Below are 26,264 nucleotides of genomic sequence, written 5' to 3' on the forward strand. Positions count from 1 at the left end.
TTTTGATAAAAGGGGTACAGACTATGCGTCGCCTAGTAACCATTATCCCAACCAGCTTTGTTCTAGCCGCGATGGTTTTGTTTGGGGCGTTTGTTAACCAGCCTTCTGCTCCTCATGATTTGGCTGCGGCCGAACCGGCGGTGAAGGACGCTGTGGCCGTTGTTTTGAAGAGCCGAGAAGCAGAGATTTTGCGCTCTGATGACGCTTCTTTTGGCGACAAGGACACCATTAATATCCTGACCCTCGGGCTGGACTCGCGTAAGGAGGGAGCTTACGCGCATTGCGACGCCATTCACATGGTGAGCCTGAACGTGAAGACGTGGACGATGACCATCATCTCGGTGCCTCGCGGAACTTCTACTTCGTTGCCGCCCATTGCTGGCCACACTTATTTGCCGACCGACTATTACCTAGCGAATGCTTGTTACTTTGGCGGACTCGACTACGGGGTGAAGCGGATAGAGCAGGTGGCCGGCGTGAAAGCTGACTACGTAGCCACCGTTGGTTTTTCTGAGGCGATTGGGATTTTTCGAGCGCTCAATCTGCCGACTACTGACACGCTCGAGTTTTTGAGACATCGACGAAGCTACCAAATTGGCGATCCACAAAGAAGCGCCAACCAGGGCGTGTTCATGAAAGACATTTTGCTCAAGCTCACGAGCGGGGATAAGATTCCCACTCCGTTCCTGTATCTCATGTACAAGTTCGTACATACAGATATGGACTTCGCGACGGTGAAAGCACTTTATGATGCGTACTACGCGGCGGGGATTGGCCAGCATCCGGAGTCTGTTGCCTTGGCCATCAAGCCTGAGTATGCAGTGAAGGAAATGCATTTTGATTCGACGAACGCTGATGAACAGGTGGGCGCACTAATCGACTTTTTAAAGGGCAAGGTTTCCAAAGATGATTTGTCGCTGCGCACGATTGATGACGTTCAGACTGAACTTGTTACGTATTTGCGAGCTGGGTTATCGAATGACGAAGTAGTGGCACGAGTGTACGGTGCGCAGTTGTGGCAACAGGTGGAAGATGATGACGTGCGCGAAGAACTTGAATTTAGATACCTTGATAAATATGTTTTGCAGATCGTCGAGCAAGACCCGCAGGCCGCCGAGCAAACCATTAGTGATTACATTTTAGTGAAAGACTATTACGGATTGACGGAGTGGAAAGATAAGGGCGCCAGGTTGCTTGACTCCTTCCTCCGGCTTCATCCAGAACTTGCTCCTGAATAGCAAAACCCGCCGTCCAGCTTACGCAGGACAGGCGGGTTTTTAGTTACGAGGCGAGCTTACGAAGGTCGAACATTTTTCCTTCCTTCATCCACTTTCTAAGCGTGCGGAGACCGCGACCAGAAACTGTGATCCGGTGGGCTTTCCCAGTAGCCGGGTTCACGACCGTTCTCGGCTGGAGATTCGGCATCTGGCGGCGCTTCGTCTTCACGTTGGAGTGGCTGACGTTGTTACCCGTCAGTGGCCGCTTGCCCGTAATAGCGCAGACTTTGGCCATACGAAACGAAAATTAAGACTGTAGGAGTTTACTTGAAAGGAGGAATTACGTCAAACGGTAACTCACCTTTGTTATACTTCATTCAATATGAAAGAGCTTCACGGGGGAGAGGGCGCGGCGCATGTGGTGGCCGTGAGCATGGGCTATGGGCATGAACGGGCGGCGTCTAGCCTCAAGCCTTTTGCGGTGGACAAGAACATTATTATCGCTAATGACTATCCAGGCATTCCGGATAATGACAGAAATACCTGGGCCTTAAGCAGGCGCTGGTATGAACGAATTTCTCGGTTTAAGAAGTTTCCAGTGGTGGGCGAGGCCGTATTTAGCCTCCTTGATTGGTCACAGCAAATCGAGCCTTTTTATCCCCGCCGTGACCTGTCTGAGCCGACTCTTCAGCTTCGGAGCACCTACGCGCTTATTCGGCAAAGGGGCTGGTGCAAACATCTCGTGGAGACGCTTGCTAAGCATCCTAAACCGCTGGTCTCAACGTTTATGAGTCCGGCTTTTGCGGCCGAAGAATATAACTATCCCGAAGATATTTATATTGTGTGTTGTGATGCGGACGTTGCCCGCCCATGGGCGCCACTTAATCCGTACAAGAGTCGCATTAAATATCTTGCGCCCACGGGTCGAGTTGCAGAACGGTTGCAGCTTTACGGTGTTAAGAGCGAGAACATCATGCTCACGGGATTTCCGTTGCCGATGGAAGCCGTTGGCGGTCCGGAAGCAAAACAAGCAATCAGCGACCTGTCCCGTCGCATGTGCCACCTTGACCCGAAGGGTATCTTTTTGTCACAAGCCGCGGTCATGCTGGAGGCGCAGATGGGCTCTTTGTTTTGCGAGAATGTAAAGAAAAAAAATGGCAACGCAGTCTCCGTGACGTTTGCTATTGGTGGCGCTGGCGCTCAGCGCGAGATAGGGGCGACGGCAGCGAAGTCTCTCGCGCAAAGTATCCTGGCCGGTAAACTCCAACTCAATCTCATCGCGGGCATCCGGCCAGAAGTCGGCGAATATTTCCGTGGGGAGCTCAAGAAAGCTGGACTAATGGACGCATTGAACGACGGTCGCGTGGTCATTGTTGAGAACAAAGATCGCAACCAGTATTTCTCGACGTTTAATAAGCTGATGATGGAGACCGACATTCTTTGGACAAAGCCGTCCGAGCTTTCGTTCTACGCCGGTCTTGGTATTCCTATTTTAATGTCACCAACGGTGGGAAGCCAAGAAGACTTCAACCGCGACTGGCTCTTCCAGGTAGGCGCCGGAGTCATGGCGCTTGATCCCCGTTACGCTGACGAATGGCTCTGGGACTGGATTAACGGCGGCGCCTTTGCCCGCATGGCTTGGAACGGGTATATCAACGCTCCCACCCACGGCGCTTATAGAATCGAAGACGTGGTGAGGGGTCGGCCGTTTACTATGCATGCATTGCCGATTGTGGTTTAATCCGTGCAAATCAATATAAACAATAACTGTGTCCCTCGAAATAGCAAAACAGAAGCTAGTTAAGGAGTTAGTCAGCAACAAAAAAGCGCGCCGGGAGCACGGGATGTTTTTGATTGAAGGAGCAAAGTTCATTAAAGACGCTAAGAAGTACCTGGAGTTTTCGTTTACAGACAAGGACGTGGCAAACTTCCGCGAATTGATTTCGACCGAAACGCCCCAGAATGTTGCTGGCGTAGCAAAGATTCCGCAGTTTACCCTCGATAACGTCAAGAAGTGCAAAGTGATCGTTGTTCTTGATAACGTGCAGGACCCAGGGAATGTGGGAACGATTATGCGCGTGTGTTTGGCTTTCGATGCCGGACTCATTCTCGTCGAGTCCGCTGATCCAACCAACCCGAAATCTGTTCGCGCAAGCGCTGCGTCTATGCTGAAAACCCCATGGATTGAGGTTTCCAAATCCGACGCCCCAGAAGTGATCGCGAGTTTGGGTAGACCTGTCTACAAACTCGAGCTCAGAGGCGATGCAAAGATGATTAGCGAGATTCCGAAGGGGCCACTCGTGATTGTGGCTGGTAATGAGGGCAGGGGAGTGACGCTCGAACTCCCAGATGCATCAAGCGTGTATATTCCGCAGAATGTGGAACTGGAGTCCTTGAACGTGGCGATTGCCACCAGCATCGCACTCTATGAGCTCACCGTTTAAGGTTTCGAATACCAAGGGTCTGGCGCGTGCGGGGGAATTAACGACCGCTCATGGAGTTATAAAGACTCCAGTATTTATGCCGATCGCCACTTCTGGCGCGATCAAGACAATGACCGCAGAAGAAACGAAGGCTCTCGGCGCACAGATCATCCTCGGCAACACCTATCATTTGCTTTTGCGTACTGGGGAGGCGGACATGAAGACGTTCGGCGGGCTTCACAAATTCATGAACTGGAACGGACCGATTTTGACAGACTCCGGCGGTTACCAGGTTTTTTCACTCGCCAAGCTGAACAAGACGGATGAAGACGGTGTGACATTCCAATCGCATATCGACGGACACACTATTCGATTAACCGCCGAAGATTCGATGCGTATTCAGGCTGGGATCGGTTCAGACATTCGCATGCAGTTTGATGATGTTGCTGCGGGACTATCGACGCGCGAGAGATACGAGGAAGCGATGGAACGGTCGTTGCGCTGGGCGGAGAGGTCAAAAACGGCGTTTAAAAATTGGTCGACGCATGGGTCGACCCCTACGCCGCTTCTCTTCGGCATCATCCAGGGTGGAACCTACGAAGACCTGCGTGCCCGTTCACTCGAGGGTCTTGTCCGAACTGATTTCGACGGCTACGCCATTGGTGGTCTTTCTGTCGGCGAGCACCGGGAGGACACGTTCCGTATTGTGAAGAATCTAGCTTCGAAAATGCCAGACGACAAGCCTCGGTACTTCATGGGTGGGGGAATGCCTGAAGAAATCATGTATTACGTCGCCCACGGCGTGGACATGTTCGACTGTGTCATTCCGACCAGACATGCACGCCACGGACAGATTTTCGTTTGGAAGGGCAACCCCGCCGATTGCGTCGCCGAAGCCTTTACTCGAGCCCAGGATGACTCGGCTGATTTCAGAATTGCTGAAGCCATGTACGAAAAAGTCGCCATTACCAATGAACAGTACACGCTCGACCAGTCGCCGATTGATGCGTTCAATGATTGCGAGACCTCGAAGACTTACACGAAAGCCTACTTACGACACTTATTTAAGAATGGGGAAATGCTTGGGATGAAATTAGCGACGGCACAGAATCTGCGCTTCTATATAAGGATGATGGAGGAGCTGAGGAAAGTGATAGAGTTGTAAAGTTATAAAGTTGTAAAGATTGTGGAACCTGAGAAGGTGAAGTCATTTAGAGATTTGAGAACCTGGCAGGAGGCCCAGGCGTTGGCGGTCGAGATTTATCGATTGACCGAGTCATTCCCGAAGGAAGAAAAGTACGGACTCATCGCCCAACTGCGTTCTGCGGCGGTTTCGGTGCCAAGCAATATTGCAGAAGGAAAGGGGAGAAACACACCGAAGGATTTTATTCGTTTTCTCATTATGGCCCGGGGTTCCACTCAAGAGATATTAAGTCAGGTCGATTTTGCGGTCCGAGTTGGATACTGTTCGGTAGTGATCGGAGAGGTTTTTCGGAATCGTTATCAGGGGCTTTGTGCAGGAATTAATGCTCACATCGGGTCCCTTTCTCTTCAGGGTTAGCTTTACAACTTTACAACTCTATAACTTTACAACTTCTCCTGTATACTTTCCCTGTATGCCCTCGATCGAGGCCTCTTTCCGCATAGTAAGGGATTTAACCCTCGATCTTTTGTATTTCCCGATTTGGTGGTATTCGACGGGTTTGATGGAAAGAGTTAACGGGGCGGGGGAGTTGATTACGGGGGCGAGTAGGAGTTTGCAGATTGGACTTTGGATCAGAAATATTTTTGTACCAATGTACGGGGCGTATGACTGGCAGAGTCGGTTGATTAGTGTGTTCATGAGATGCGTGCAGATTGTCGCTCGAGTCATCGCCCTCGTGTTCTGGGTTCTCGTCGCCTTCGCATTCTTCGCGCTGTACGTCTTTGGACCGATCATGCTCATCCTGCTTTTTGCGTATCACGCGTTCTTGTCCGGACAAGCTTCCTATTATGGCGCGTAATCAACTACCACTTCCGGGGATGCGCGCGGGGGATGAGGTTTTTATTTGGCGAAAAGAAATTGATGCAGTGTCTATTGCGCACGAGCGAGGATTAAGAAAAGCCCGAAAAGCATTCGCAGCTGTGGCGTTTGTGCTAGGGGCATTGTCGATTGTGATATTCGCTGCGATCGTGAGGACGTGGCAAGCCACGTCCGTACAACAATTTTTGGATCCGCATCCGGTGATTGTTTTTTTGCCGTTGGGATTTTTGCTCATGTTATTCGCGTACTTTGAGCGGAAGATTTCGTCGCCCATCCCCTTATCATTCTCGAAGAATATTTCCGCTGATTTTGAGGAGTCCGTGAGCGAGAAATCGAGTGAGCTCTCGCTGTACGCGGCTGATGAGGCGGTGAAGACGGTCGAAGACTCGTATCTTTTAGCGAAGAAAAATGGCGATGCTGACGTTGGTCCGGCGCATTTATTCGCCGGATCCCTTGGTTCGCGACCGGGGCAGATTTTGTTTGCGCGTCTTGGACTGACGATTGATTCAGTTCGGGATCCGTTGCGTCGAAAGTTATCGGCTGAGCCGAAGGGTGATACAGCGATTGCCGAGCGTGGCGCACATGTCCTGGCACTCGCAGGTATTACTGCTGTAAAAGGAGGCCGGGCACATCTGACGAGTCTAGACATCTTTGCTGCCGCCTACCAGTCCGACGAATTTTTCAAACAGTTATTCGACGAGCAGGGGATTCCGCAGACAGAACTCGAAAATGCTTTGCACTGGATGAGAATCTCGGAAGAACAGCAGGAGCGGTATAAGGTGTTTCGTCAGGCTGCCGCGTTCAAGCCACAGAACAACATGGACCGCGCCATGACGGCCATTGCGACGCCGTTTCTCGACTCCGTGAGCGAGGATCTGACCCGTGCGTCGGCTCGGGGATACACGGAGCTGCTGGTAGGACGCGACGAAGAAATTCAGTCAATCTTTAGAGCTATCGAAGGCGGGGGAACGAGTGTGGTCCTGGTCGGCCCGTCCGGCGTTGGCAAGAGTGCAATCATCGAGGGTATCGCAGACCTCATGGTCGAGGAGCGCGTACCGAGAGTGCTCGAAGACAAGCGACTTTTGAAACTTTCAGTCCCGCATATTGTGAGCGCGCAGGGAGGGAACGGCGCTGAAGAACGTTTCTTGCACGCCATGAATGAAGTCGGCCATTCTGGGAACATCGTTCTTGTCATTGAGAATATCGACGAACTAGTGGGAGTCGGAAATTCTATAGATCTTTCGAGCATCCTCGCGAGCGAACTCGAAAAGGGTTATACGTTCGTGATCGCGACAACAACTGCCCAAGGATACGCGGATAAAATCGAACGATCGGTGATTGGCAGAAGGCTCGAGCGCGTACAGATTGCGGAGCCAGCGCGTGATCTCGCTATCCGTATTGTCGAGTCCAAAGTTGGCCTGATGGAGGCGAAGAATCATGTGGTGTTCACGTATGGCGCCGTTGCGTCGGCCGTCGACCTCTCGCTTCGATACTTGCACGATAGCGTTTTGCCGGACAATGCAATCTCTCTTTTAAAAGAAGTTGCCCTCACGGTAGGGAAGCGGAGTCAGAAAATTACATGGGTGGTGAAAGAGGACGTTGCATCAATGGTCGAACTCAAGACGAAGATTCCGGTGAGCGATGTGAAAGAAGGCGAGGGTGCAAAATTGCTCAACCTCGAAGAGAAGCTCCACGAAAGAATCATCGGCCAGGAACACGCTGTCGCCGCAGTATCTAGTGCTCTCCGTCGAGCAAGAACCGAGCTTAGAAGCACCGGCAAACCGATTGCCAACTTTTTGTTCCTCGGTCCTACCGGTGTAGGTAAGACCGAACTCGCCAAAGCAACGAGTGAAGTGTTCTTCGGCAACGAGAACGCTATGGTTCGGTTTGACATGTCGGAATATCAAGCGGCCGAGTCCGTCACTCGACTCATTGGCGGTAACGGACAGACGGGGCTTTTGACCGAGGCGATCCGAAGAAACCCTTTCTCATTATTGCTACTCGACGAACTTGAAAAAGCTTCTCCGGATATTTTGAATTTGTTCTTGCAAGTCATGGATGATGGCCGACTCACGGACGGCCTTGGTCAAACGGTTGATTTTACGAATGTGATTCTCATCGCAACAAGTAATGCGGGAACGCAATACATTCAAGACGAGGTAGCGAAGGGTGCGGAACTCTCGACTATTAAAGAAGCGTTGCTCGCCACAGAACTGCGATCACTTTTTAGACCAGAATTCCTGAACCGTTTTAATGACGTGATCGTGTTTGCACCGTTGACCGAAGCTGATGTGACCGCGATCGCCTACTTGCTCGTTGAAAAAGTGAAGAAGCAAATTGAGGCCAAGGGCATGACGCTTGAGGTGACGGACGCTGCTATCCACGAGCTCGGCCGCCAGGGATTTGATCCGAAATTTGGTGCCCGACCTCTCAGACGCACCATTGAGGAGAAACTCGAGAATAAACTTGCTGACGAACTGTTAAAGGGAAATATCGCTCGCCGAGACACGGTCGTCTTTGACGAAGGCGGGAAAATTGAGGTAAGAAAAGCCCAGAAACTTTAGCTCTTATCCCATCCTGAGCGAGAGCGAAGGATCCGACTTTCCCCTCTGAGGGTCGGACTCTTCGCAAAGCTCAGAGTGGAGACAATGCTATGCCAGTGTGGTTTCCACTCCCCATTGCTCTCGCATTTGTTGTATCCGCGAGCGTTACGCCGCTCGTGATTTTGCTTGCGACGAAATTTGGCCTCGTCGACGAGCCAACGGGAGGACGGAAGATTCACCGCGTGTCAACGCCACTGCTTGGAGGAGCTGCAGTCTTCCTCGGCTTCTTCGTTCCGACCGTGCTCGTGCTTGGGTTTTCCAACCATCTCACCTCCGGTGAAATTGATCTTACGCAGTACTTGGGATTTTTTGCTGCTGCGCTCATGCTCATGATCGGCGGAGCACTCGACGACAAGCTTGGACTCTCGCCTAAATATAGCGTGTGGTTCCCCGTACTCGCGGCACTCATCGCGAGTCTAGTGGGTATTGGCGTGTCGAAGCTGACGAACCCAGTTGGCGACGCGATCATTGTCAGTTCGATGGCCTCCGCAATCATTACTTTCGTCTGGCTTCTCGTGATGAGCTATGCGACCAAGCTGCTCGACGGAGTTGACGGACTTACGACGAGCGTAGCGACGATCGCTTCACTAATGATCGCAGCCCTCGCCTTGACCAAGATGTACTTCCAACCGGACGTCGTTCTCCTCGCTCTCATGTTTGTCGCAGCGCTCGTTGGTTTCCTGCTCTGGAACCTGCCTGTTGCGCGTATCTTCTTGGGCGAAGGGGGAAGCACCTTCCTTGGGTTTACCCTGGGCGTGCTTTCCATTATTGCTGGGAGTAAAATGGTGACACTCCTTCTTGTCCTTGGCGTGCCATGTCTCGACGTCATCCAGGTGATGTATCGACGGCTGCGCGAGCATCGCTCAATCACGAGCGGGGACAGATACCATTTCCATCACCTCTTGTTCGACGCGGGACTCTCTGAGTGGCAAGTGGTTGCGGTGTATGCGTCATTCTCGTTATTGTTCGGCCTGACGACGCTCTTCTTTTCCCATTTGATTAAATTGGTTATCCTGGCAGGGTTGGTATTTCTGTTTATGGGTGTCGTTCGGACGCTTGCTCGACGGTCTCAGGCTTTATAACTTTACAACTTTATTACTTTATAACTTCTCAGCTTATGTCAGAACATCACGAAGGCATGCCGGGAGTGGTACGAACAAGTTTGTGGATTTTAGGTATTTTTGTGGCACTGATGATTGGTCTCACTGTTTACTCGAAGATCGCTTTACCGGTGATTGCGCAGACGGTCACTATTGGTGGAAGAAGCCATACGGTGCTGGTGGCTAATACCCCAACTGCGCGGTACCAAGGATTGTCCGGCAGAACGGCAGATAAGCTTGGCGCAGAGGGTATGATGTTCACCTTCGGTAACAGCGAAGAGAGGACCTTTGAAATGCGCGGGATGTTATTTTCGCTCGATTTTTTGTGGGTACAAAACGGTTCGATCGTGAGAATTGATGAAAACATCCAGGCTCCACAAAAAAATGAAAAACCGGCTCAAATTTCTTCTAAACCAGCTTCTGCGGATACTGTTTTTGAATTTCCGGCGGGCTTTGCCGCTAGAAATGGTTTGAGGATCGGAGACCGCATCTCTGGGCGCTAGAGGATAACTGAATATTTGCTGGAGAGGTAAGAGTATAATGTAAAGGATTTTGAATCTGATTTTGTTCGGTTACCCGCATTATTTGAAGATATAGTATGAAGAAAATTCTTATCATCTTGGGGGTGGCTGGATCAATGGCTATTTCCTTTTTGTTCCTCTTTAAGATTCCGTTGACCCACGCCGTTGCCTTCACGTGGGATGGCGGCGGTACAACTGATAACTGGAGTGATTGCGCTAACTGGGTGGGTGACGCTTGTCCAACGGCGAGCGACACGGTTGTTTTTGACGCTACTTCTGCCGCGGCGCCACATAATAATTCAACGATTGATGCTGGATTTGGCTCGGCTATTGGCGGGATCACCATCGCTACCGGGTATACTGGCACGATTACTCAGGGCACGGCCCTCACTATTGGTTCCGGCGGGTATACTGAGGCTTCGACAACGGGTACTTGGACAGGCGGCTCGTCCGCCCTCACGATAAACGGTGCGTTCTCAATTACGGCCGGTGCCTACACACCAACCTCTGGTACTTGGACCTTGAATGGAAATTTTTCCATGACCGGCGGAACAATGGCCGGCACGGGTAAGACTTTGATCGTTAGTTCAAGTTTAAGCACGTTTACTTATACTGCCGGGACAGGGAACTTTAACGTCGGGCCAGGAGATACGGGCGTAGCTGTCACGATTAGTTCTAACAGTTCGGCTAAGACAATTAAAACCGGAACTACGCTTATCGCTACGATCAGCGGAGACCCATACATGACTATTGAGGCTGGGGCGTCTCTCACGACTATTGGCGATTCCCTATATTATATCTTTACAAACAACGGTAGTTATACAAACGGAGCCGGTTATTTTCGTGCTGAAAGTACAGCTACTTTCAGCGGTACTACAAATAATCTAGACGCAGCTACCGGGGTCCAGGTTGGTCTTGCTTTCTCCCCGAATGGACCATTTACGATCGGTTCCGGTGCCACACTTACGCTGAACCCCGCGGTCACCACTCTTTATATTGGAGGTGCATACAATAACCAAGGAACATTTAATGTAAGCGGACGAACTCTTGAGTTTGATTCGGGTTACGGTGCCGGCCAAATCACCAATTATTACGGAGCGGTGAGTACTGGCGATTATTCGGCTCTTACTGGTGCCAGCGTTACAATCGGTAAGGCAGCGGGCGCAGCTTTTACTGTGCTTGCCAACCAAAGCATTACCGCTTCTACAGTAACAGGCGCCACTCCAAGTATAGTTGTAGATGCCTTAGGAACACTGACGACTACTGGTGATTTCAGAGTCCACAGACTAACTAACAACGGAAACTTTGTCATGGGTACTGCCGGTTTTTTTCATGCAGAACGTGGTGTTACCTTTGACGGCGCCACTAATGATTTGAGCAATGCTACGGACTTTCAGGTTGGTATGGCCTATAATCCACCGGAAAATATGGTTATTGGATCAGGTGATACGCTCACGCTGAATCCGGCCGTTACCACCCTTTATATTGCTGGTGCATTTGATAATAACGGCACTTTTAACATTTCTGGTCGAGTGCTTAATTTTGGCGCTAGCTGGGGTTCATCTGAAATCATGCACTATACGGGGGTCACTAATACTGGGGATTTTAATACTATCACTGGAGCGACCGTGGTTCTAGCTAAAACTGGTGGGTCATCATTTACGGTCCGTAACGGACAAACTATCGCCGCCTCCGATACCGGTTCTGGCTTTAATCTAGTCATTGATTCGGGCGGAACGTTGAATACCACGGGGAATATTAACGTGTTTACTTTGACTAATAATGGCGCCTTTACAATGGTCGGTTCCGGAACGTTCGTATCAACTAACGGTTCTACTTTAAACGGCACGGTTAATGATTTTACTAATGCGACATCAATGAACATTGCGACTGGCTATAATCCGGCGGGGTTGTTTTCTATCGGTTCAGGTAAGACTGTTCTCTTTGGCGGATCGGGAATCACTGTCGGCGGAAGTTTTACAAATAGTGGAACGCTTACTTCTACCGCACCGATGACATTTGCTAGCGGGTATGGCAATTGCACGCTCACTACTGGCGAGGCTTTTGGTGGGGGCATCATCGTGAATAAGGGTTCTGGTCAGAGTGTTATTCTGGCCCAAAACACCGTAGTCAATGGCGACGTTACTATCACCGCCGGTGTACTTGATGTTTCTGCTTCTAACTATAGTTTGACCGTGGGCGGGAATTGGTCCAACAGCGCAACGTTTACGCCTCGGTCTGGAACGGTAACCTTGAACGGGACTGACCAGAGCGTCACCGGAAACACCACTTTCTATAATCTTACAAAAACGGTAACCGTGGCCCGGACTCTAACCTTTGCCGCTAGCTCAACAACGACTATTTCAAACACCCTCACGCTCCAAGGCGCAGTTGGTCAGAGACTTTCACTTCGGAGCTCGACGCCAGCAACTCAAGCGAACATCAATCCGCAGGGAACTCGCGTTTTAGCTTCGCTGGACGTGAAGGACAACAATAATACAAACGTTACCCAAATGTCCTGTATAGATGATTGTTTTGATAGCGGCAACAATACCAATTGGTTCTTGAGCGCCGCTGTGCCTGGTGTAACTCTCGTCGAGAGTGCTAGTTCGACGGATGTTACGGAAGGTGGAGCGACGGACACATATTCTGCGGTTTTAGATAAATTGCCGACTGCCAACGTGGTGGTCACGGCTACTGGCAATGCCGATGCTACAGTCAGCGGCCCGCTAACATTTACCACGGTTAATTGGGCCACACCACAGACTTTTACGGTTACAGCTGTGAACGATTTGATCGATGAAACGAGTCCGGAGAATGCCGCAATTACTCATGCTGTGACCTCGGCTGATCTGGGTTATGACGGACTTTCAGTGGCGAGCGTTACTGCTCATGTAACTGATAATGACACCGCTGGCGTCACGGTTGGCGCGATCTCTGGCCACACCACTGAGTTGCTTGGCACGGCGACGTTTACCGTTGTTCTCGACACTCAGCCAACTGCCGATGTTGCTATTGGTGTAACCTCCGACAACACAGCCGAGGGCACTGTATCCGCAGCATCGCTAACCTTTACAAGTGTGAACTGGGCTACTCCGCAGACGATTACGGTTACTGGAGTTAATGATTCTATTGATGACGGTAACATTACCTATCACATTGTTCTGGCTACAGCCTCCTCCGCTGACTTAATTTATAACGTTATCAATCCCGCTGACGTAACCGTCATCAATGACGATAATGACACTGTAGGAAACTCAGTAGTTGAATCTGCCGGGACAACGGACGTAACGGAGGGCGGAGCAACGGATTCCTACACGATCGTTCTGCTCACTGAGCCAGTGACAAATGTAACGGTTACGGTATTTCCCGACGTCCAGGTAGAGGTTGATTCGTCCAGTGTTATTTTTACTACGCTCAACTGGAACGTTCCGCAGACAATAACTGTGACTGCAGCTAATGACGCCGTCGTTGAGGGTAATCACACGGGTACCATTACGCATACAGCATCTTCTGCCGATCCTCTCTATAACGGTATCGCTATCGCGTCTGTCGTGGCTAATGTCACGGACAATGATAGGGCTGGTTCCTCTGGTTATTCTCCGCCACAGATCGTTATTCGCCCACCAACCATCAATGTTATTGCTCCAGTCGAGGCGGATCGTCTTCTGGGTGGCCAGCCTTACCTCATCACTTGGAGTACAGGCGGAGAGTATGTGAATTATGCCGACATCTCTTATTCAATTGATGGAGGTTGGAACTATACTCTCGTGGAACAGGGCGTTAGAAATTCCGGAAGTTATCAGTGGGCGGTGCCAAATATCAGCACATCGTCAGCTATAGTAAAAGTTGCTCTAACTGATTTGACAACGCAGGCCGTAACGGGAACTTCCGGGGTATTTACCATTCAGATTCCTCCCGAACCAGTCATTGAGACCCCGCCAACTCCAAACGTCGATGTTCCGTCTGTTCCTATATTTCCGGAAGGGGTAACTCCGGTTACGACTGGGGAGTATATTCGGTCTTCGTCCTATACCACCGTGTATCTTGTTGAGCCGGGTCTAACTCGTCGTCCGTTTGCTAACCCTCAAATATTCCACACCTATCAATCGACGTTCGACAACGTACGGGTAGTTACGGACGCTACATTGTCGTTTCTTGCTTTGGGGTCTCCTATGCCTCCGAAGCCTGGCGTTGTTCTAGTGAAGGTTCAGACATCTCCGAAGGTTTCTTCGGTGGCGGATGAGGGCGTTATTCACCATATTCCGAATGAAGATATGGCCGCCAGTCTTTTTGGCAGTAGCTGGGCAGATTATGTGATTGATATTCCTTCAACGCTCATGAACGAGCTTAACGAAGGCACACCGATGACTGGAGATGAGGTTATCGATAGATCGATTCTAAGGCGCCGGATTGAGCTTTGATTAGCTCCCCAAAAAAAATTCCGGGATATATTTCCCGGGATTTTAGTTTCAGTTATTTTGCAACTGCACTGAAAATATCGGTTGTCGTCAGACCCTCGCTTTCGGCTGGATTTATTAATAAAAATCATGTTATCATTGGGCACATCGTAATGGTTTGTTAGACAGTTTTGGTGACTTACATTAAGCTATTGCTTTCTATCCTTACTGTTCTATGCAATTCATCCAGGGGCTCATTTCAGCTGCACGACGCGCAACAAGAAAATTCAATAAAAAAGGTAGCGGGATGGCCAGGTCATTTTTGGCTCCTACCGCCTTCATTGTGTTATTTTTATATACTACGTCCATCTTGACGCAGACTATTTCTGTTGACGCTGCGGACTCTAACCTTGATCTCGTTCCGTTCCGGTTGTCGGGATCAATGACCAATGACGTTACAAGCCAGTCTGGAGCAGGTGCTTTTGCAAACGGAAGTTTGCGGGGCTATTCAGAAGCCGCTTGTATTCCTTTTGTATTGTCGCTTGAAAATACGAATGACAGTGCAGGAAATATTGTCGCTCAAATTCAGCATGACTATTCAGCAACCGGTGAAGCCTTTACTCAACTGGAGAATATCACCTCCCTTTTGCCAAACCCTCTTCTGGCGGATGATTTGAATGACTTTGTGTATGCCGGGACACAGCTTTCTAACGGAACAACCGTTGGTGGCGCGCTGACCGTGAGTGTTTCTGGTCCAGTTTCTAATAATAATGATTCGAAGCGTACTTATAGTATTACGGCAAATGGCGTTCCAGCTCAGACAACAGTGCAGGTGGTCTTTTGTGCCAGATTAGGTGTTGACGCTAGTGCAGCTAACGGTGCCAGCTTGGATGTTCGTTTTTCGAATGGTGGCGCTCAGCCGTCAGGGGTGAATCCTAATGACGTGGTCCAGCTTCCTTCGCTGACGATCACTAAAATTGTGTCTGGTGGCACCGCTCAGCCATCCGACTGGTCATTTACGGTTACTCCGGGCATTGATGGCATTTCAGCATCTAGTGTAGTTAATATTCCGGCCAACCAGTCATCTGTTGTGCTTGATAATGTTCGAGCAAATGGCACGCAGGCCTTCACGGTGACTGAAGGTGCCGGACCTTCTGGATATGCCTTTTCAAGCGGATCGGGAACGAACTGCGTCTTTAGTGGTGCGACCGCCACCGCAACGGTGACGGCTGATTTTACGGGCGTCAATGCCTCTTGTGCCTTCACTAACGCTCAATTGACGCAGCCTCAGCTGACTATCATTAAACAGGTGGTGAACGATAACGGTGGCACCGCGGTGGCTGCGAATTTCTCCTTTGAGGTTACTGCTAATAATCCTTCATCAGCGTTTGTGTCTGGTTCGGAGACCGGCATTACTATTACTCTTGATCCAGGTGCTTATTCAGTGGCTGAAATAGCCAATATTGGTTACTCTGATTCACCTAGCGCTGATTGTTCGGGCACTATTGCTTACGGGGAAGCCAAGACCTGTACTATCACGAACAACGATATCCCTGGCACCCTGACGGTCATTAAACAGGTAGATAACACGGCTGGCGGGACCATGAGTTCAAAAGATTTTTTAATGACCGTGACCGGATCATTCCCAAACTCAGTTCAGTCAACTCAATCATTTGAGGGGTCATTGTTTGGTACTTTGGTGCAGATGAATGCTGGTGCGTATTCGGTTGACGAGAGCTTGGCGGTGAATTATTCCGGTCAGAAGAGCGCTGATTGTTCAGGCACTATTTCTAACGGTGAAGCTAAGACCTGTACTATCACTAACACCTACGCGGTTCCTTCGCCAACTCAGGGTACGATCATCGTGCAGAAGCATGTGGTCAACGACAGCGGATTCGGCACTAAGGTAGCAGCGGATTTCATGCTGGAAGTTCGTGATACGCATGGCGCCGTAATTCCGGTCACTGGTGATGAGGCCGGGGTATCTGTCTTGGTTGATCCGGGTCAGTACGCGGTTTCTGAAGCTATAGATCCAGCCTATGCTCAATCATTCGGCGCAGGTTGTGCTGGTAGCATTGCGGTTGGCGAAACCCGAATTTGTGTAGTGACGAATGACGATCGCCCGGCTCTTTTGCCAACCCAGGACATCTTGCCTTCTGTACAATGCGTCGCTCCAACCAACCACAATACTTACATTGCTTACTTCGGCTTCAACAACACAAACCAGACCGCTGTCTATCTGCCCATTGGTGCAGATAACTCAGTGACCGGGGGAGGATTGCAGGGCAATAGCTATGGTCAGCCAGAGATCTTTGCCGCTGGTGCTTCAGCCGCCTACCCTGATGCTGCATTTTCAGTTGAGTTTGATGGCACGCCAGTAACCTGGGCATTAACTGTGGCTAACGACATGACCCCAGCTACCGCGTCATCTTCTAGCGAGGCCTGTCCAACGATTGAGCCTGCGCGGCTGCACGTTTTCGGTATCATCACTAACGATAATGGCGGTCCAACCCTAAACGTTTATGAGACGGCATCGACCTTGCAGAGTGCAGGCCCGAACCAAACATTTGAGAACGATAATGATGGGGTGTGGCTAACTGTTAATCCTGGAACCTACAGCTTAACTTCTTCTGATGAAGCTGGATACGTAGTTTCATACAGCCCAGACTGTGTGGGTAGTATTGTTCAGGGTGAGACTAAGATTTGTACTGTCACGTATGACGATCTGCCAGGCGAAAATGAAGATGGCTTTATTCGCGTCACTAAAGTCATCACCAACTATACTTCTGAGGAAGTTCTAGTGACTGATTTCGTGCTCAATGTTCGCACCTCCAGAATTAGACGAACCTCGATTCGTGGTACAGATGTAGACTCTGGAGTTGAGAATGCTTTTGCACCTGAGACTTATCAGATCAGCGAAACACCGGCTGAAAGTCAGACTTTCACCGCTGAGGATTACACAGCAGTATTCTCTGGCGACTGTTCAGACGCTGGCGTCATTGTGGTAGAAAGCGGTCAACACTATTCCTGTACCATCACAAACACTTTCGGTACTGCGCCAACTAGCGGTGGCGGGGGAGGTGGAAATGGTGGTGGGGGCGGCGGTGGAGGAGGAGGTATGACTCGGACTACTGGCGTCACTGTGATCACCAATGTGATCAATAACAACGGTGGCAGCTTGTTAGCTCCGTCCTTTGAGGCCCACGTTAATGGTGAAGATCCTGCACTGACCTCAACGTTTAACATGTCAGCCATTTCCACGATCAGCTTTGCTGGCAACACTGGCGGGGTAAACGTGGCTTTATCAGCTGGTTCATATACGGTCACACAGACCAACTCATCCGGGTATGCAGTTACTATGAGCGCTGGTTGTTCCGGTACGCTTATCACGGGCCAAGTTGCTACTTGTATCATCACCAATGATGATCTAGCGGCCGCAGCTGTAACTCCTGTTCCAATTCCGGCGCCAACTCCGCTTGTGCTTGGCGATACTGATACGGCTGATAACGCGGTAGTTTTGCCTACGCCCACCCCAGAGGTTTTGGGCGCTACTGACGAAGAATTGCCACGCACTGGATTCCCAGTAGGCATGTTGGTAGTCTGGATTGGCGGTGCGGCATATGTCGCTTCAAGAGCTAGTAAAAAACAATAAGCATTGGGGAAGAAGCATCCTGATTTTCTTCGGGGTGCTTTTTCTTTCGCTGTTCATCGCGGAAGTGGATTATGCCTTTAAGAATTTGAAGGTCTTTTTTATCCGAGAAATGGCCAATGAAGTGTCGGTCGAGGACTCGCTCCAAGTTTTATACGTCCCCGATACGCTTAGCATTCCGTCGCTGCAGATTTCTGCACCGATTATCTACATCACTAAAAAGGGCGAGGGTGCTTATTCCGAAGCCCTGGCCAGAGGCGTAGTCCATTATCCGGGTACGGCCATGCCGGGTGAGTTTGGCAACGTCTACATTTTCGGTCACTCTAGTGACTTGCCGTGGTCAATCGGCCAATACAAAACCATCTTTGCTCCTTTGCCGCAAATTCAGAACGGCGAAAAAATTACCTTGACCGATCACGCTGGCCGGCAGTTTGTCTATGAAGTTTTTGAGACTAAGGTAGTCATGCCCAATGATCTGTCAGTGTTAAGCCAATACGAATTTAAAGAAAAGCTACTCTCCGTTCAGACTTCTTACCCGCTTGGAACCGCTCTTAAACGGTTTATAGTGCTAGCCAGACTGCTTGAAGACTAGATAGCCATGAGAATGATAGCAATGCCGATGACTCCAAGCACGTGAGCGGCGAGCGGCAGACGACGCCAGTGCATTTTGGCAATAAGAGTAATGAGGAGCAGAGAAGAAAGAAAGATGATGGCGATTAAATAGACTTTGGTCACGGAATCATTCAGGCCGCCAAGTTTTATTCCGAAAACCTTTGCTTCTGGCTGGCTGCTGCCAAAGGCGTATAGGTCTTGCGTAGTTGAGGTTGGGGCAATGATGGCTGCTGACTCTACTTTTTGTTCATTGTTGTCTGAGGCGATCACCATTAATTCCTGTCCAGAATTTGGGATCGTCTTGGTGTTGACCGGAACCGAACCAGTCCATTCGCCGGCGACTGATTTTTTCAGCGGGACAGAGACAGTACCCAGCTGGGCCGAGACCGCAGTAGCTTCGGTATTTTTTACGGAGATGTGATACGAAGCTTTGGCGGGGGTTACAACTGTTGTTTCGATTGGAAGAGGCTCCTCGGTTGGCTTGTTTAGTCGCGTCTGGTCCGAGAGTACTGCGGCCACAACTACCGGCTCACCAAAGTGTTGAACCACAAAAATAGCTGGATACCCGTTGTATTCTCCCTGCGCAACTCCTACGCCGATATCCGTGTAGCGGGTGTCTACTATGTTCGCGCGGTGGGTGGGACTGGCCATCCAGCCGGCGGTTACGTCTTCAGCTTGGGTGAAGTAAACGGCCAGGTTTTCGCCGGCGTTCTGATAGTAATAGCCCTGTCCCTTGATCCATGACCATGGCGTTACTCCGTCCGGCGAAGTATGGGCAAAGTACTGATGGGCGAGCATGTCTTCTGCTTTTGCTTGGGCAGATGCGTCGAGCCTGTAATTTTCGACGAGTTGGGTGAGGCTGAGGCTCGTTCTCGATGAGTTAGTCAACGAGATGATGTTATTTGGAGTGATCGCCGACGAATATAGACTTGCGGCCGGTAGGGCGATAGCGGTTGCTAAAACAACAAATTTGAGTCCCACCATTCCCACAGAATACCCAAAAAGCGCCCCATGGCTCAAGACATGCGGGGTGTGCTTGTTCCCGTGGTGCGGGACAAAGTGGTTTTTCAAAAACCCTTTTATTCCTTTGCTTTTCACAGTTATGCCTCCATTGTACCATGCAGAGGTTGACTAATCCTCCCGTGTCCGTTACACTTTTGCCGTTAATCATTGGCTTGCGTAGGGCTTAAGTTCAGGGAAACCTGACGCCTGGGCAGCACTAAATTATTATGTACGCAGTAATTACCACTGGCGGTAAGCAGTACCTTGTAAAAGAGGGACTCAAACTCCAGGTAGAAAAAATTGACCTTGAAGTGGGTAAGACTATTTCTTTCCCGGCCATGCTCGTGTCTAACGAGGACGGAACGGACGTGAAGGTCGGCAACCCAGAAGTAAAGGGTGTGTCCGTCTCGGCAAAAATCGCCGAACAGGGCCGCGATACTAAGATCTCTGTGATCAAGTATAAGCGCAAGGTCCGCTATCGCCGCAACGTCGGCCATCGCCAGCCCTTCACCATCATCGAAATCGAAAAGATTTCCTAAACAAGAATGAGGCCCCCGGGCCTCGTTTTTGTTTGAAAAAGAAACCCCCTCCGCGCGCCACGTTGGCGGGGAGGGGCAGAGACTAGGGCGCCTTCGGCGGTTCCCAGTCAGGAGGGATGATCGCGGCGGCGTGGAGATTGCCGGTAGCGATTTGTTTTTGGAGAGTTTCCATGGCCGGATTGTACCGATTCCGTCCGTCGCAGTATGACGGCGAATGTGGTCGGTTACGGCTTTGTCGGCACCTGATGAGGAACTCGCCCATGGTGGTTCCTTTGAACCAATGGTAGCGTTTTCCGTCCTTCCAGATTGGCACCTCACCGTACGTTTCGGGCGCTCCGTTGAGTGCTTTGATAAACGTTGGCTCCTCCCAGTAGGGAGGCCGCCAGCCTGCAGTGAGCGATCGAGTACTTTGTGGCAGTCTCAGCTTCTCTTCCAGCTCTCCAAAGACGTCGGGGCGCATTGGATAACCCTTGCCGGACTTACCCTCGATGCGGAGCATGTATGCTTCGCCTACGAAGACGACACCACGGTTGTGCAGGTATTTGAATACCTTTTGCGATAGGCCCACTTCAGAAATCCGCGTGGACATCTTGCTGAATAGCTCTGTATGTTCCTCGGTTTTACCGCTCAGCGGTCTCTGGATGAAGTTTTGGAGGGCAGTTTTTAGCACCTCGTTTTCCTCATTGGAACGGGCGCCTGCATGTGCCAGGCGGCGAGCTTCGTCGAGTAGGCCAACGAGCGGATAGGACATCTGATCCTCCAGTCAGTGTTGTGCGGTCGATGATAGTCGACAAGAAAGCGTAGCAGTTTGCAAGGATTTTTGCAAGTTTTATAGTTAATATTGGCTACATTGTTTGACAATTATTCAAAAGGTTGGTCTACTCCAGCTCGCATTAAGGAGGTAGGGATGCCGTTTAATCCGTTTGAGGATGTTCGGCAGCCCTGCAAAACAGAGGGTTGCCCGCGCAAAGCGTTTAGTGGTGATGGGCTGTGCACGGTTTGTGTCTCCAGAGCGACTGTGGCGAAGCATTTCGGCATAGAGCCTGCGTCTGTTTCTGTCGCTCCCGACACGCCTGTTGCTGAACGATGCGCTATTCCTGGTTGTGGCAGTCGCCGGGTGTATCGCGAGTGGTGTATGCCGCATTTGGTGGTATTCGCTAATCTGTTTCGGCTGACGAAGCTGAAGAAGGGTCATGGGAGAGAAATCCTGTGCATTGAGCCGGGCTGTGGGAAAACCGCTGACTCCCGTCACCGATGCGGATCCCATCTTCATCGTTGGCGGAAGGCGTTCAAGGCGGTGGGGCAGCCGTTTCCAAAAGTTAAGAAACCACCGCCGACACCGTGCCCGGTTCCTGGGTGTGGTGATACGGTCAGGGTTAGAGGATTTTGCTTGAAACACTTCGGTGATGTGAATTATGCCGTTCGGGCTAACATCGTTAAAGCCGCGTGAGTCGGGTGAGGCTTCGTGCCGGCAGACTAGCTGCCGGTTTTTTTTATGTTTCACTTCTTCCATTCAGTGCACTTGCCAGCGTTACTTCGTCTGCATACTCAATATCAGCGCCCATGGGGAGGCCGCGGGCAAGCCTCGTAATCTTTTTGTCGACGCCTTTTAAGAGGCGGCTTAAATATAAAATAGTAGTTTCGCCATGAACGTCCGGAGAGAAGGCTAAAATAATTTCTTTGATTCCGAGGTCTGCCTTGAGCCGGTCGTTCAGCTGGCGGACGTTCAGTGTGTCTGGCGTATAGCCGTCGATTGGATTTAACACGCCACCGAGCACGAAGTACCGGCCTTTGTACATGCCGGTCGCCTCAATGGTCGAAATATCTCGCGCTTCAGCCACGACGCAGAGGACATCGGTTGCACGCCGAGCATCCGAGCAGATATCGCAGATGCTACTTTCGGCGTAGGTAAAACACGTGGTACAGGTAGCCACGCGTTTGAGGTTTTCGATCGCGCGTGCCACGAGATCGAGCTCGTCCTTTCTCAGATGCAGCAGCGCAAAAACATACCGAAGCGCAGTCTTCGGCCCAACTCCCGGCAATCGACCCATAGCCGCCATTGCGTTGTGAATTGGAGCGGGGAATTTTCTCATGCAAATGCATCCATCAGGTGTCAGGTTTCAGGTTTTGGAGCCTGAACAAAGAATCCAATTTCGTCCCCACTCTGAGCCATGCGAAGAGTCCGACCCTCAGAGGGGAAAGTCGGATCCTTCGCTCTCGCTCAGGATGGGATCCAATTCAGTAATTCTCCTTCCTTAACCTGACACCTGAAACCTGATGGTTCAGGTTAGCCTCCGATTCCCTTCATCATATCTCCCAGTGCTCCCATTCCGCCCATGGCCTGCATTTTTTTCATGAGCTCGCCCTGGAGTTTCTTGTTTACGTCCGTAATGGCTTCTTTGACCCCTTGTTCGGTTCGAGATTTATCGAGTCCTTCCTCGATTGCAACTCCGAGCACTTCATGGCTGCCGTTCATGGTGATCATGACTTTACCGCCAGCACCAGAGCCAACTATTACAACTTCGTCTAACATGGCTTTCATCTTCTTGCCTTCGTCACGCATTTCTTTGAATTGTTTCAATTTGTTGAACATAGGTTTTAATTATACTGGCTTGAAGCCTTTAGGGGGAATACCGGGAGGGAGGTTGCGGTTTTGGAGATTAGGAGCGGGAGGTTGTTGGTGGTCGGAGGTTGGCGGTTGGGGGAACGGATTCGATGCCGTGGTTGGGGTCGACCCATGCGTCGACCCGCCAGCCGACCCTCCTGAATACCGCGTATCCATATTTTTGAATGACGCTCGGGCCGCATCCCAGAAGAGTTTCACCATGCCCGTTGGACCGTTACGGTGTTTAGCAATGTGCAGCTCGGCGCTCGATTTCTCCTCCGGCGTTAATTCTTCCGGCTGATAGTTTCTGTCGGCTGCTTTGCGATATAAGAACATGACCACGTCAGCGTCTTGCTCGATTGATCCTGAGTCACGCAAGTGAGCAAGGCGCGGGATGGCTGGTTTCTGAAGTTCGACGGCACGCGAGAGCTGAGCAAGGGCGAGCACGGGGATGTTTAACTCGCGGGCGATTTGTTTCAGTCCTCGAGAGATCTCGGCCACTTCCTGAACGCGGTTATCGGTTTTCTGTCTGGCTTCCATGAGCTGCAAGTAGTCGATCACGATCATGGAGAGTCCGTGCTCGCTTTGCAATCTTCGAGCCTTAGTTCTGATACTCATGATACTGGCAGTCGGCGAGTCATCAATGAAGATGGGAGCCTCGGACAATCTGCCGAGGGCGTCGCCGATGCGTGGGAAATCATCGTCCTTGTCGCTAAGTCGGCCTGTACGGAGCTTCCAAAGGTCCACGCCTGCTTCTGCACAGATCATGCGGTCTACTAGCTGCTCCTTGGCCATTTCTAGAGAGAAGAGGCCTACCGGTAGTTTTGTCTTCATGGCCACGGCCCGCATGATGTCTAGTGCAAAGGAGGTTTTGCCCACGGATGGACGGGCCGCGAGAATGATGAGATCGGATCTTTGCAGACCAGCGAGTAGGTTGTCGACGCCCGTAAACCCTGTTGGCACACCGCGGAGCTTCCCTGGATCTTTGTGAAGTTCATCGATACGTTCAAACGCGGCGGTGAGCACTGAGTGAAGCGGGAAGAATGTTTGTTTGATGAAGTTTGTGGAAACACTAAAAAGTTTTTGCTCGGCTTCGTCTAAAACGGAATCAACATCGTTTTCTTCATCAAAACCAAGTTCGGAAATTTCGCCAGCAGCTTTTAAGAGTCTGCGGAGTGCAGCTTTCTTGCTGACAATTTCTGCGTAGTGCGCCGAGTGTGCGCCGGTCGTGACCGAGTTGGTGAGTTCGACGAGCGCCGTACGTCCGCCAATATTTTTGAGCGTGCCTTTTTCATCGAGTCTGTTGCCAACGGTTAATAGATCAACCGGTTCGTGTCGCTCAAACAACTCGACCATTGTTTCAAAAATAATGCGGTGAGAATCCTTGTAAAAATCTTCCGGTCGTAAAATATCGCCCACTTTCAACATGACTTCTTGATCTAGAAAAAGCGCGCCTAAAATAGACTGTTCAGCTTCAAGATTATGCGGCGGAATTCTTCCCACAGTGGCCATAGACGTACGGATGGTAACCTGGCCGTCAAGCGAGGGGAAGTGGACGAAGCGGGGATAAGCTATAATGAGGGTAATTATGGAGGCTAGACAGGTATGGACAGGAATGAGGCCGCTTTTAGGCACCGTGATCGGGGTGGGTATTTTTGGGCTACCCTACGCCTTTGCCCAGGTTGGTTTTGCTATTGGGCTAGTCGCTCTGGTGGCCGTTGGCTTCTTGAGTTTGATGGCGCTGTTGCTTTATTCGGATTTAATTTTGATTAGAAATGGCCACGGACGGTATCTATCAGTAGTTGGCCATGAATTAAACGGTGTAGAAAAGGTGCTGGCGGGTATTGCGTACTTTGGGGCGCACTACGGAGCCTTGCTGGCTTATGTGATCGTAGGCGGATCATTCGCTCATGCCGTTTTCTCTCAGTTTTTGGGCGGTTCAGAGCTTATTTATCTGCTAGTTTTTTGGTTAGTCGGCTCGCTGTTAGCCGGCGGCGGGTTATCTTTCTTGGTACGTTTGCAAGGGATTTTGTTTCCGTTAATTTTGCTGCTCGTGATTATTCACGCGTTCGTCTTGGCGCATCATATGTCAGTTTCAAACCTCGCTAGTTTTCAACCGCAGAATACGGTTTTATCGCTGGGTATTTTATTGTTCGCCTTTAGCGGTTTGTCGGCTGTGCCTGACATGCGGGACATCCTTAAGAGAAATCGAAAATTAATGCGCAGGTCGCTCATTGTGGGCATGACAGTGATTGGTATTCTCTATGCGGTATTTAGTTTTTTGGTGGTTGGCGTCACGGGAGTCGGGACTTCGTCGGAGGCAATTACTGGACTCGCGCCAATTATTGGGCCTTTAGCTGAATCTCTCGGCTCACTTCTCGGGCTTGGAATCGTGATGAGCGCCTATTTATCAACTACGGTTAGCCTGACGAACGCTCTGGTTTATGACTGGCGGATGGGGTATTTGTTGGCCTGGGGCGCGGTGGTTGCTTTGCCGATGATTTTTGTCTTAGCTGGCGCTACTAACTTTATCTCAGTCATTGGTTTGACTGGTGGCATTTTAGGTTCGCTGTTGGGTATCTTCTTGATTTTAGCCTATGAACGCGCCAGAATTTCCCATGACATACCAAAAAACACCCTGTCTATTCCGCAGTGGTTAGTGTTACTAACTTTCTTTATGTACTCAGGGATGCTGCTCTTAACTATCACTGAACTGGTCCAGGGCTAGTTGTGATTAAGCGCTCGGTCTTGTAACTCTTTCGCCTTGATGACATTCATGAGGAGATAGGCCACGGTAAGCGGGCCGACACCTCCAGGAACCGGGGATAGGAAACCAGCGTGGCCGAGGAGGTTTTCTGAAGCGTCACCAGTGGTTTTGCCATTCGTTTTGTTTGTACCAACATCAATAACAATAGCCGCATCTTTTACTTTGTCCTTGGTCAGAAAATTAGCCTCGCCCACGGCCACAACCAAAATATCGGCGGCCCGAGTGATAGCCTCAATTCCCGGGGCATCTTTTCTAACAAATGTGGCCGAGATTCCGGCCTCGCGCATGAGTTCAATAATTGGTTCGGCAAAGATTTCTGAGTTGCCAATGATCACCCCATGTTTGCCAGAAACTGGCTGACGTGAGGCTTGGACTAGACGCATGATAGATAGAGCTACCGGCGGGACAAGGACTGGGGCGTTCTGGAGCAGAGCCTTACGATTTTCTGGGTGAAAGCCGTCTATGTCTTTAACTGGGTGGATAGCAGAGATAACGGCGTCTGTGTCTTGGTTAGGTAGAGGGAGCTGGACCAAAATTCCGTTAATGTCTTTGCGGGCATTCAGCTCGTTAATCTTTTCGACGATATGTTCTGTTGACGCATCATTGGTGTACTGATGGCGCTCGACGTAAATCCCAACCTCTTTTGCCGCTTTTTCTTTGAGGCTCACATAGAGCGAGCTGGCTGGATTATCGCCCACTAGAATCACGGCCAGTCCCGGCGGGTGCTCAAAACCGGCTACACGCTTGGTAGCTTTGTTTCGAATGGTTTTGGCCAGGACGGAGCCGTTCAGGATCTCGGTCAT

At 50.5% G+C, this 26,264-nt stretch carries 21 protein-coding genes; 14 read left to right on the forward strand and 7 right to left on the reverse strand.

The annotated features are described in order from the left end of the window. Positions 1-23 precede the first annotated feature (23 nt). Complete coding sequence (locus WC813_01255) at positions 24-1,238, forward strand: hypothetical protein (GenBank protein MFA5946629.1); 1,215 nt, start codon at positions 24-26, stop codon at positions 1,236-1,238. Positions 1,239-1,281: 43 nt separating this feature from the next. Here the strand turns inward: WC813_01255 and rpmB are convergent, their stop codons facing one another. Beyond that, on the reverse strand, positions 1,282-1,512 hold the full coding sequence (rpmB, locus tag WC813_01260; GenBank protein MFA5946630.1) for a 50S ribosomal protein L28: 231 nt from the start codon (positions 1,510-1,512) through the stop codon (positions 1,282-1,284). 87 nt (positions 1,513-1,599) lie between these two features. Here rpmB and WC813_01265 point away from each other — a divergent pair, with 87 nt between their 5' ends. From WC813_01265 to WC813_01315, 11 genes are all read left to right on the forward strand, one after another. After that, positions 1,600-2,958: a hypothetical protein gene (locus WC813_01265; GenBank protein ID MFA5946631.1), complete on the forward strand. Its 1,359-nt coding sequence runs from the start codon at positions 1,600-1,602 to the stop codon at positions 2,956-2,958. A 28-nt stretch (positions 2,959-2,986) separates the two neighbouring features. After that, a complete protein-coding gene (locus WC813_01270) occupies positions 2,987-3,661 on the forward strand; it encodes an RNA methyltransferase (GenBank protein MFA5946632.1) in 675 nt (224 codons plus the stop codon). Then, on the forward strand, positions 3,645-4,805 hold the full coding sequence (gene tgt / locus WC813_01275; GenBank protein MFA5946633.1) for a tRNA guanosine(34) transglycosylase Tgt: 1,161 nt from the start codon (positions 3,645-3,647) through the stop codon (positions 4,803-4,805). Before WC813_01270 ends, tgt begins: the two co-directional genes overlap by 17 nt. Before the next feature lie 21 nt (positions 4,806-4,826). Further along, positions 4,827-5,201 (forward strand): four helix bundle protein, encoded by a 375-nt coding sequence (locus WC813_01280; GenBank protein ID MFA5946634.1) that lies wholly within the window; start codon positions 4,827-4,829, stop codon positions 5,199-5,201. Between the two features lie 145 nt (positions 5,202-5,346). Further along, on the forward strand, positions 5,347-5,643 hold the full coding sequence (locus WC813_01285) for a hypothetical protein (GenBank protein ID MFA5946635.1): 297 nt from the start codon (positions 5,347-5,349) through the stop codon (positions 5,641-5,643). Next, entirely contained in the window at positions 5,633-8,227 is a 2,595-nt protein-coding gene (locus tag WC813_01290) for an ATP-dependent Clp protease ATP-binding subunit (GenBank protein ID MFA5946636.1), read from the forward strand. The genes WC813_01285 and WC813_01290 overlap by 11 nt, the downstream gene beginning before the upstream one ends. 89 nt (positions 8,228-8,316) lie before the next feature. After that, positions 8,317-9,348 carry an MraY family glycosyltransferase gene (locus WC813_01295; protein ID MFA5946637.1) on the forward strand — a complete coding sequence of 344 codons (1,032 nt, stop codon included), beginning with the start codon at positions 8,317-8,319 and terminating at the stop codon, positions 9,346-9,348. A gap of 35 nt (positions 9,349-9,383) precedes the next feature. Next, a complete protein-coding gene (locus tag WC813_01300) occupies positions 9,384-9,869 on the forward strand; it encodes a DUF192 domain-containing protein (GenBank protein MFA5946638.1) in 486 nt (161 codons plus the stop codon). 95 nt (positions 9,870-9,964) lie between these two features. Further along, on the forward strand, positions 9,965-14,311 hold the full coding sequence (locus WC813_01305; protein MFA5946639.1) for a hypothetical protein: 4,347 nt from the start codon (positions 9,965-9,967) through the stop codon (positions 14,309-14,311). A gap of 211 nt (positions 14,312-14,522) precedes the next feature. Next, positions 14,523-17,939, forward strand: coding sequence for a hypothetical protein (locus WC813_01310; GenBank protein ID MFA5946640.1), 3,417 nt, complete (start codon positions 14,523-14,525; stop codon positions 17,937-17,939). Next, entirely contained in the window at positions 17,908-18,528 is a 621-nt protein-coding gene (locus tag WC813_01315; GenBank protein ID MFA5946641.1) for a sortase, read from the forward strand. The genes WC813_01310 and WC813_01315 overlap by 32 nt, the downstream gene beginning before the upstream one ends. Here the strand turns inward: WC813_01315 and WC813_01320 are convergent. Further along, positions 18,525-19,532 (reverse strand): CAP domain-containing protein, encoded by a 1,008-nt coding sequence (locus WC813_01320; protein MFA5946642.1) that lies wholly within the window; start codon positions 19,530-19,532, stop codon positions 18,525-18,527. The genes WC813_01315 and WC813_01320 overlap by 4 nt on opposite strands. Before the next feature lie 245 nt (positions 19,533-19,777). On the opposite strand from WC813_01320, the gene rplU reads away from it, so the two are divergent. After that, entirely contained in the window at positions 19,778-20,089 is a 312-nt protein-coding gene (gene rplU, locus WC813_01325) for a 50S ribosomal protein L21 (GenBank protein ID MFA5946643.1), read from the forward strand. An 82-nt stretch (positions 20,090-20,171) separates the two neighbouring features. Here rplU and WC813_01330 read toward each other — a convergent pair whose 3' ends face one another. From WC813_01330 to dnaB, 4 genes are all read right to left on the reverse strand, one after another. Beyond that, complete coding sequence (locus WC813_01330) at positions 20,172-20,840, reverse strand: hypothetical protein (protein MFA5946644.1); 669 nt, start codon at positions 20,838-20,840, stop codon at positions 20,172-20,174. Positions 20,841-21,582: 742 nt separating this feature from the next. Beyond that, positions 21,583-22,182 carry a recombination mediator RecR gene (gene recR, locus WC813_01335; GenBank protein ID MFA5946645.1) on the reverse strand — a complete coding sequence of 200 codons (600 nt, stop codon included), beginning with the start codon at positions 22,180-22,182 and terminating at the stop codon, positions 21,583-21,585. Positions 22,183-22,376: 194 nt separating this feature from the next. Continuing rightward, on the reverse strand, positions 22,377-22,682 hold the full coding sequence (locus tag WC813_01340; protein MFA5946646.1) for a YbaB/EbfC family nucleoid-associated protein: 306 nt from the start codon (positions 22,680-22,682) through the stop codon (positions 22,377-22,379). 9 nt (positions 22,683-22,691) lie between these two features. Further along, a complete protein-coding gene (dnaB, locus tag WC813_01345; GenBank protein MFA5946647.1) occupies positions 22,692-24,206 on the reverse strand; it encodes a replicative DNA helicase in 1,515 nt (504 codons plus the stop codon). A gap of 76 nt (positions 24,207-24,282) precedes the next feature. Here dnaB and WC813_01350 point away from each other — a divergent pair, with 76 nt between their 5' ends. Continuing rightward, positions 24,283-25,422 carry an aromatic amino acid transport family protein gene (locus WC813_01350; GenBank protein ID MFA5946648.1) on the forward strand — a complete coding sequence of 380 codons (1,140 nt, stop codon included), beginning with the start codon at positions 24,283-24,285 and terminating at the stop codon, positions 25,420-25,422. Here WC813_01350 and WC813_01355 read toward each other — a convergent pair. Continuing rightward, positions 25,419-26,264, reverse strand: coding sequence for a bifunctional 5,10-methylenetetrahydrofolate dehydrogenase/5,10-methenyltetrahydrofolate cyclohydrolase (locus WC813_01355; protein MFA5946649.1), 846 nt, complete (start codon positions 26,262-26,264; stop codon positions 25,419-25,421). The genes WC813_01350 and WC813_01355 overlap by 4 nt on opposite strands.

The sequence above is a fragment of the Patescibacteria group bacterium genome (assembly GCA_041659765.1).
GTDB lineage: Bacteria > Patescibacteriota > Patescibacteriia > UBA9934 > UBA9934 > JAGORL01.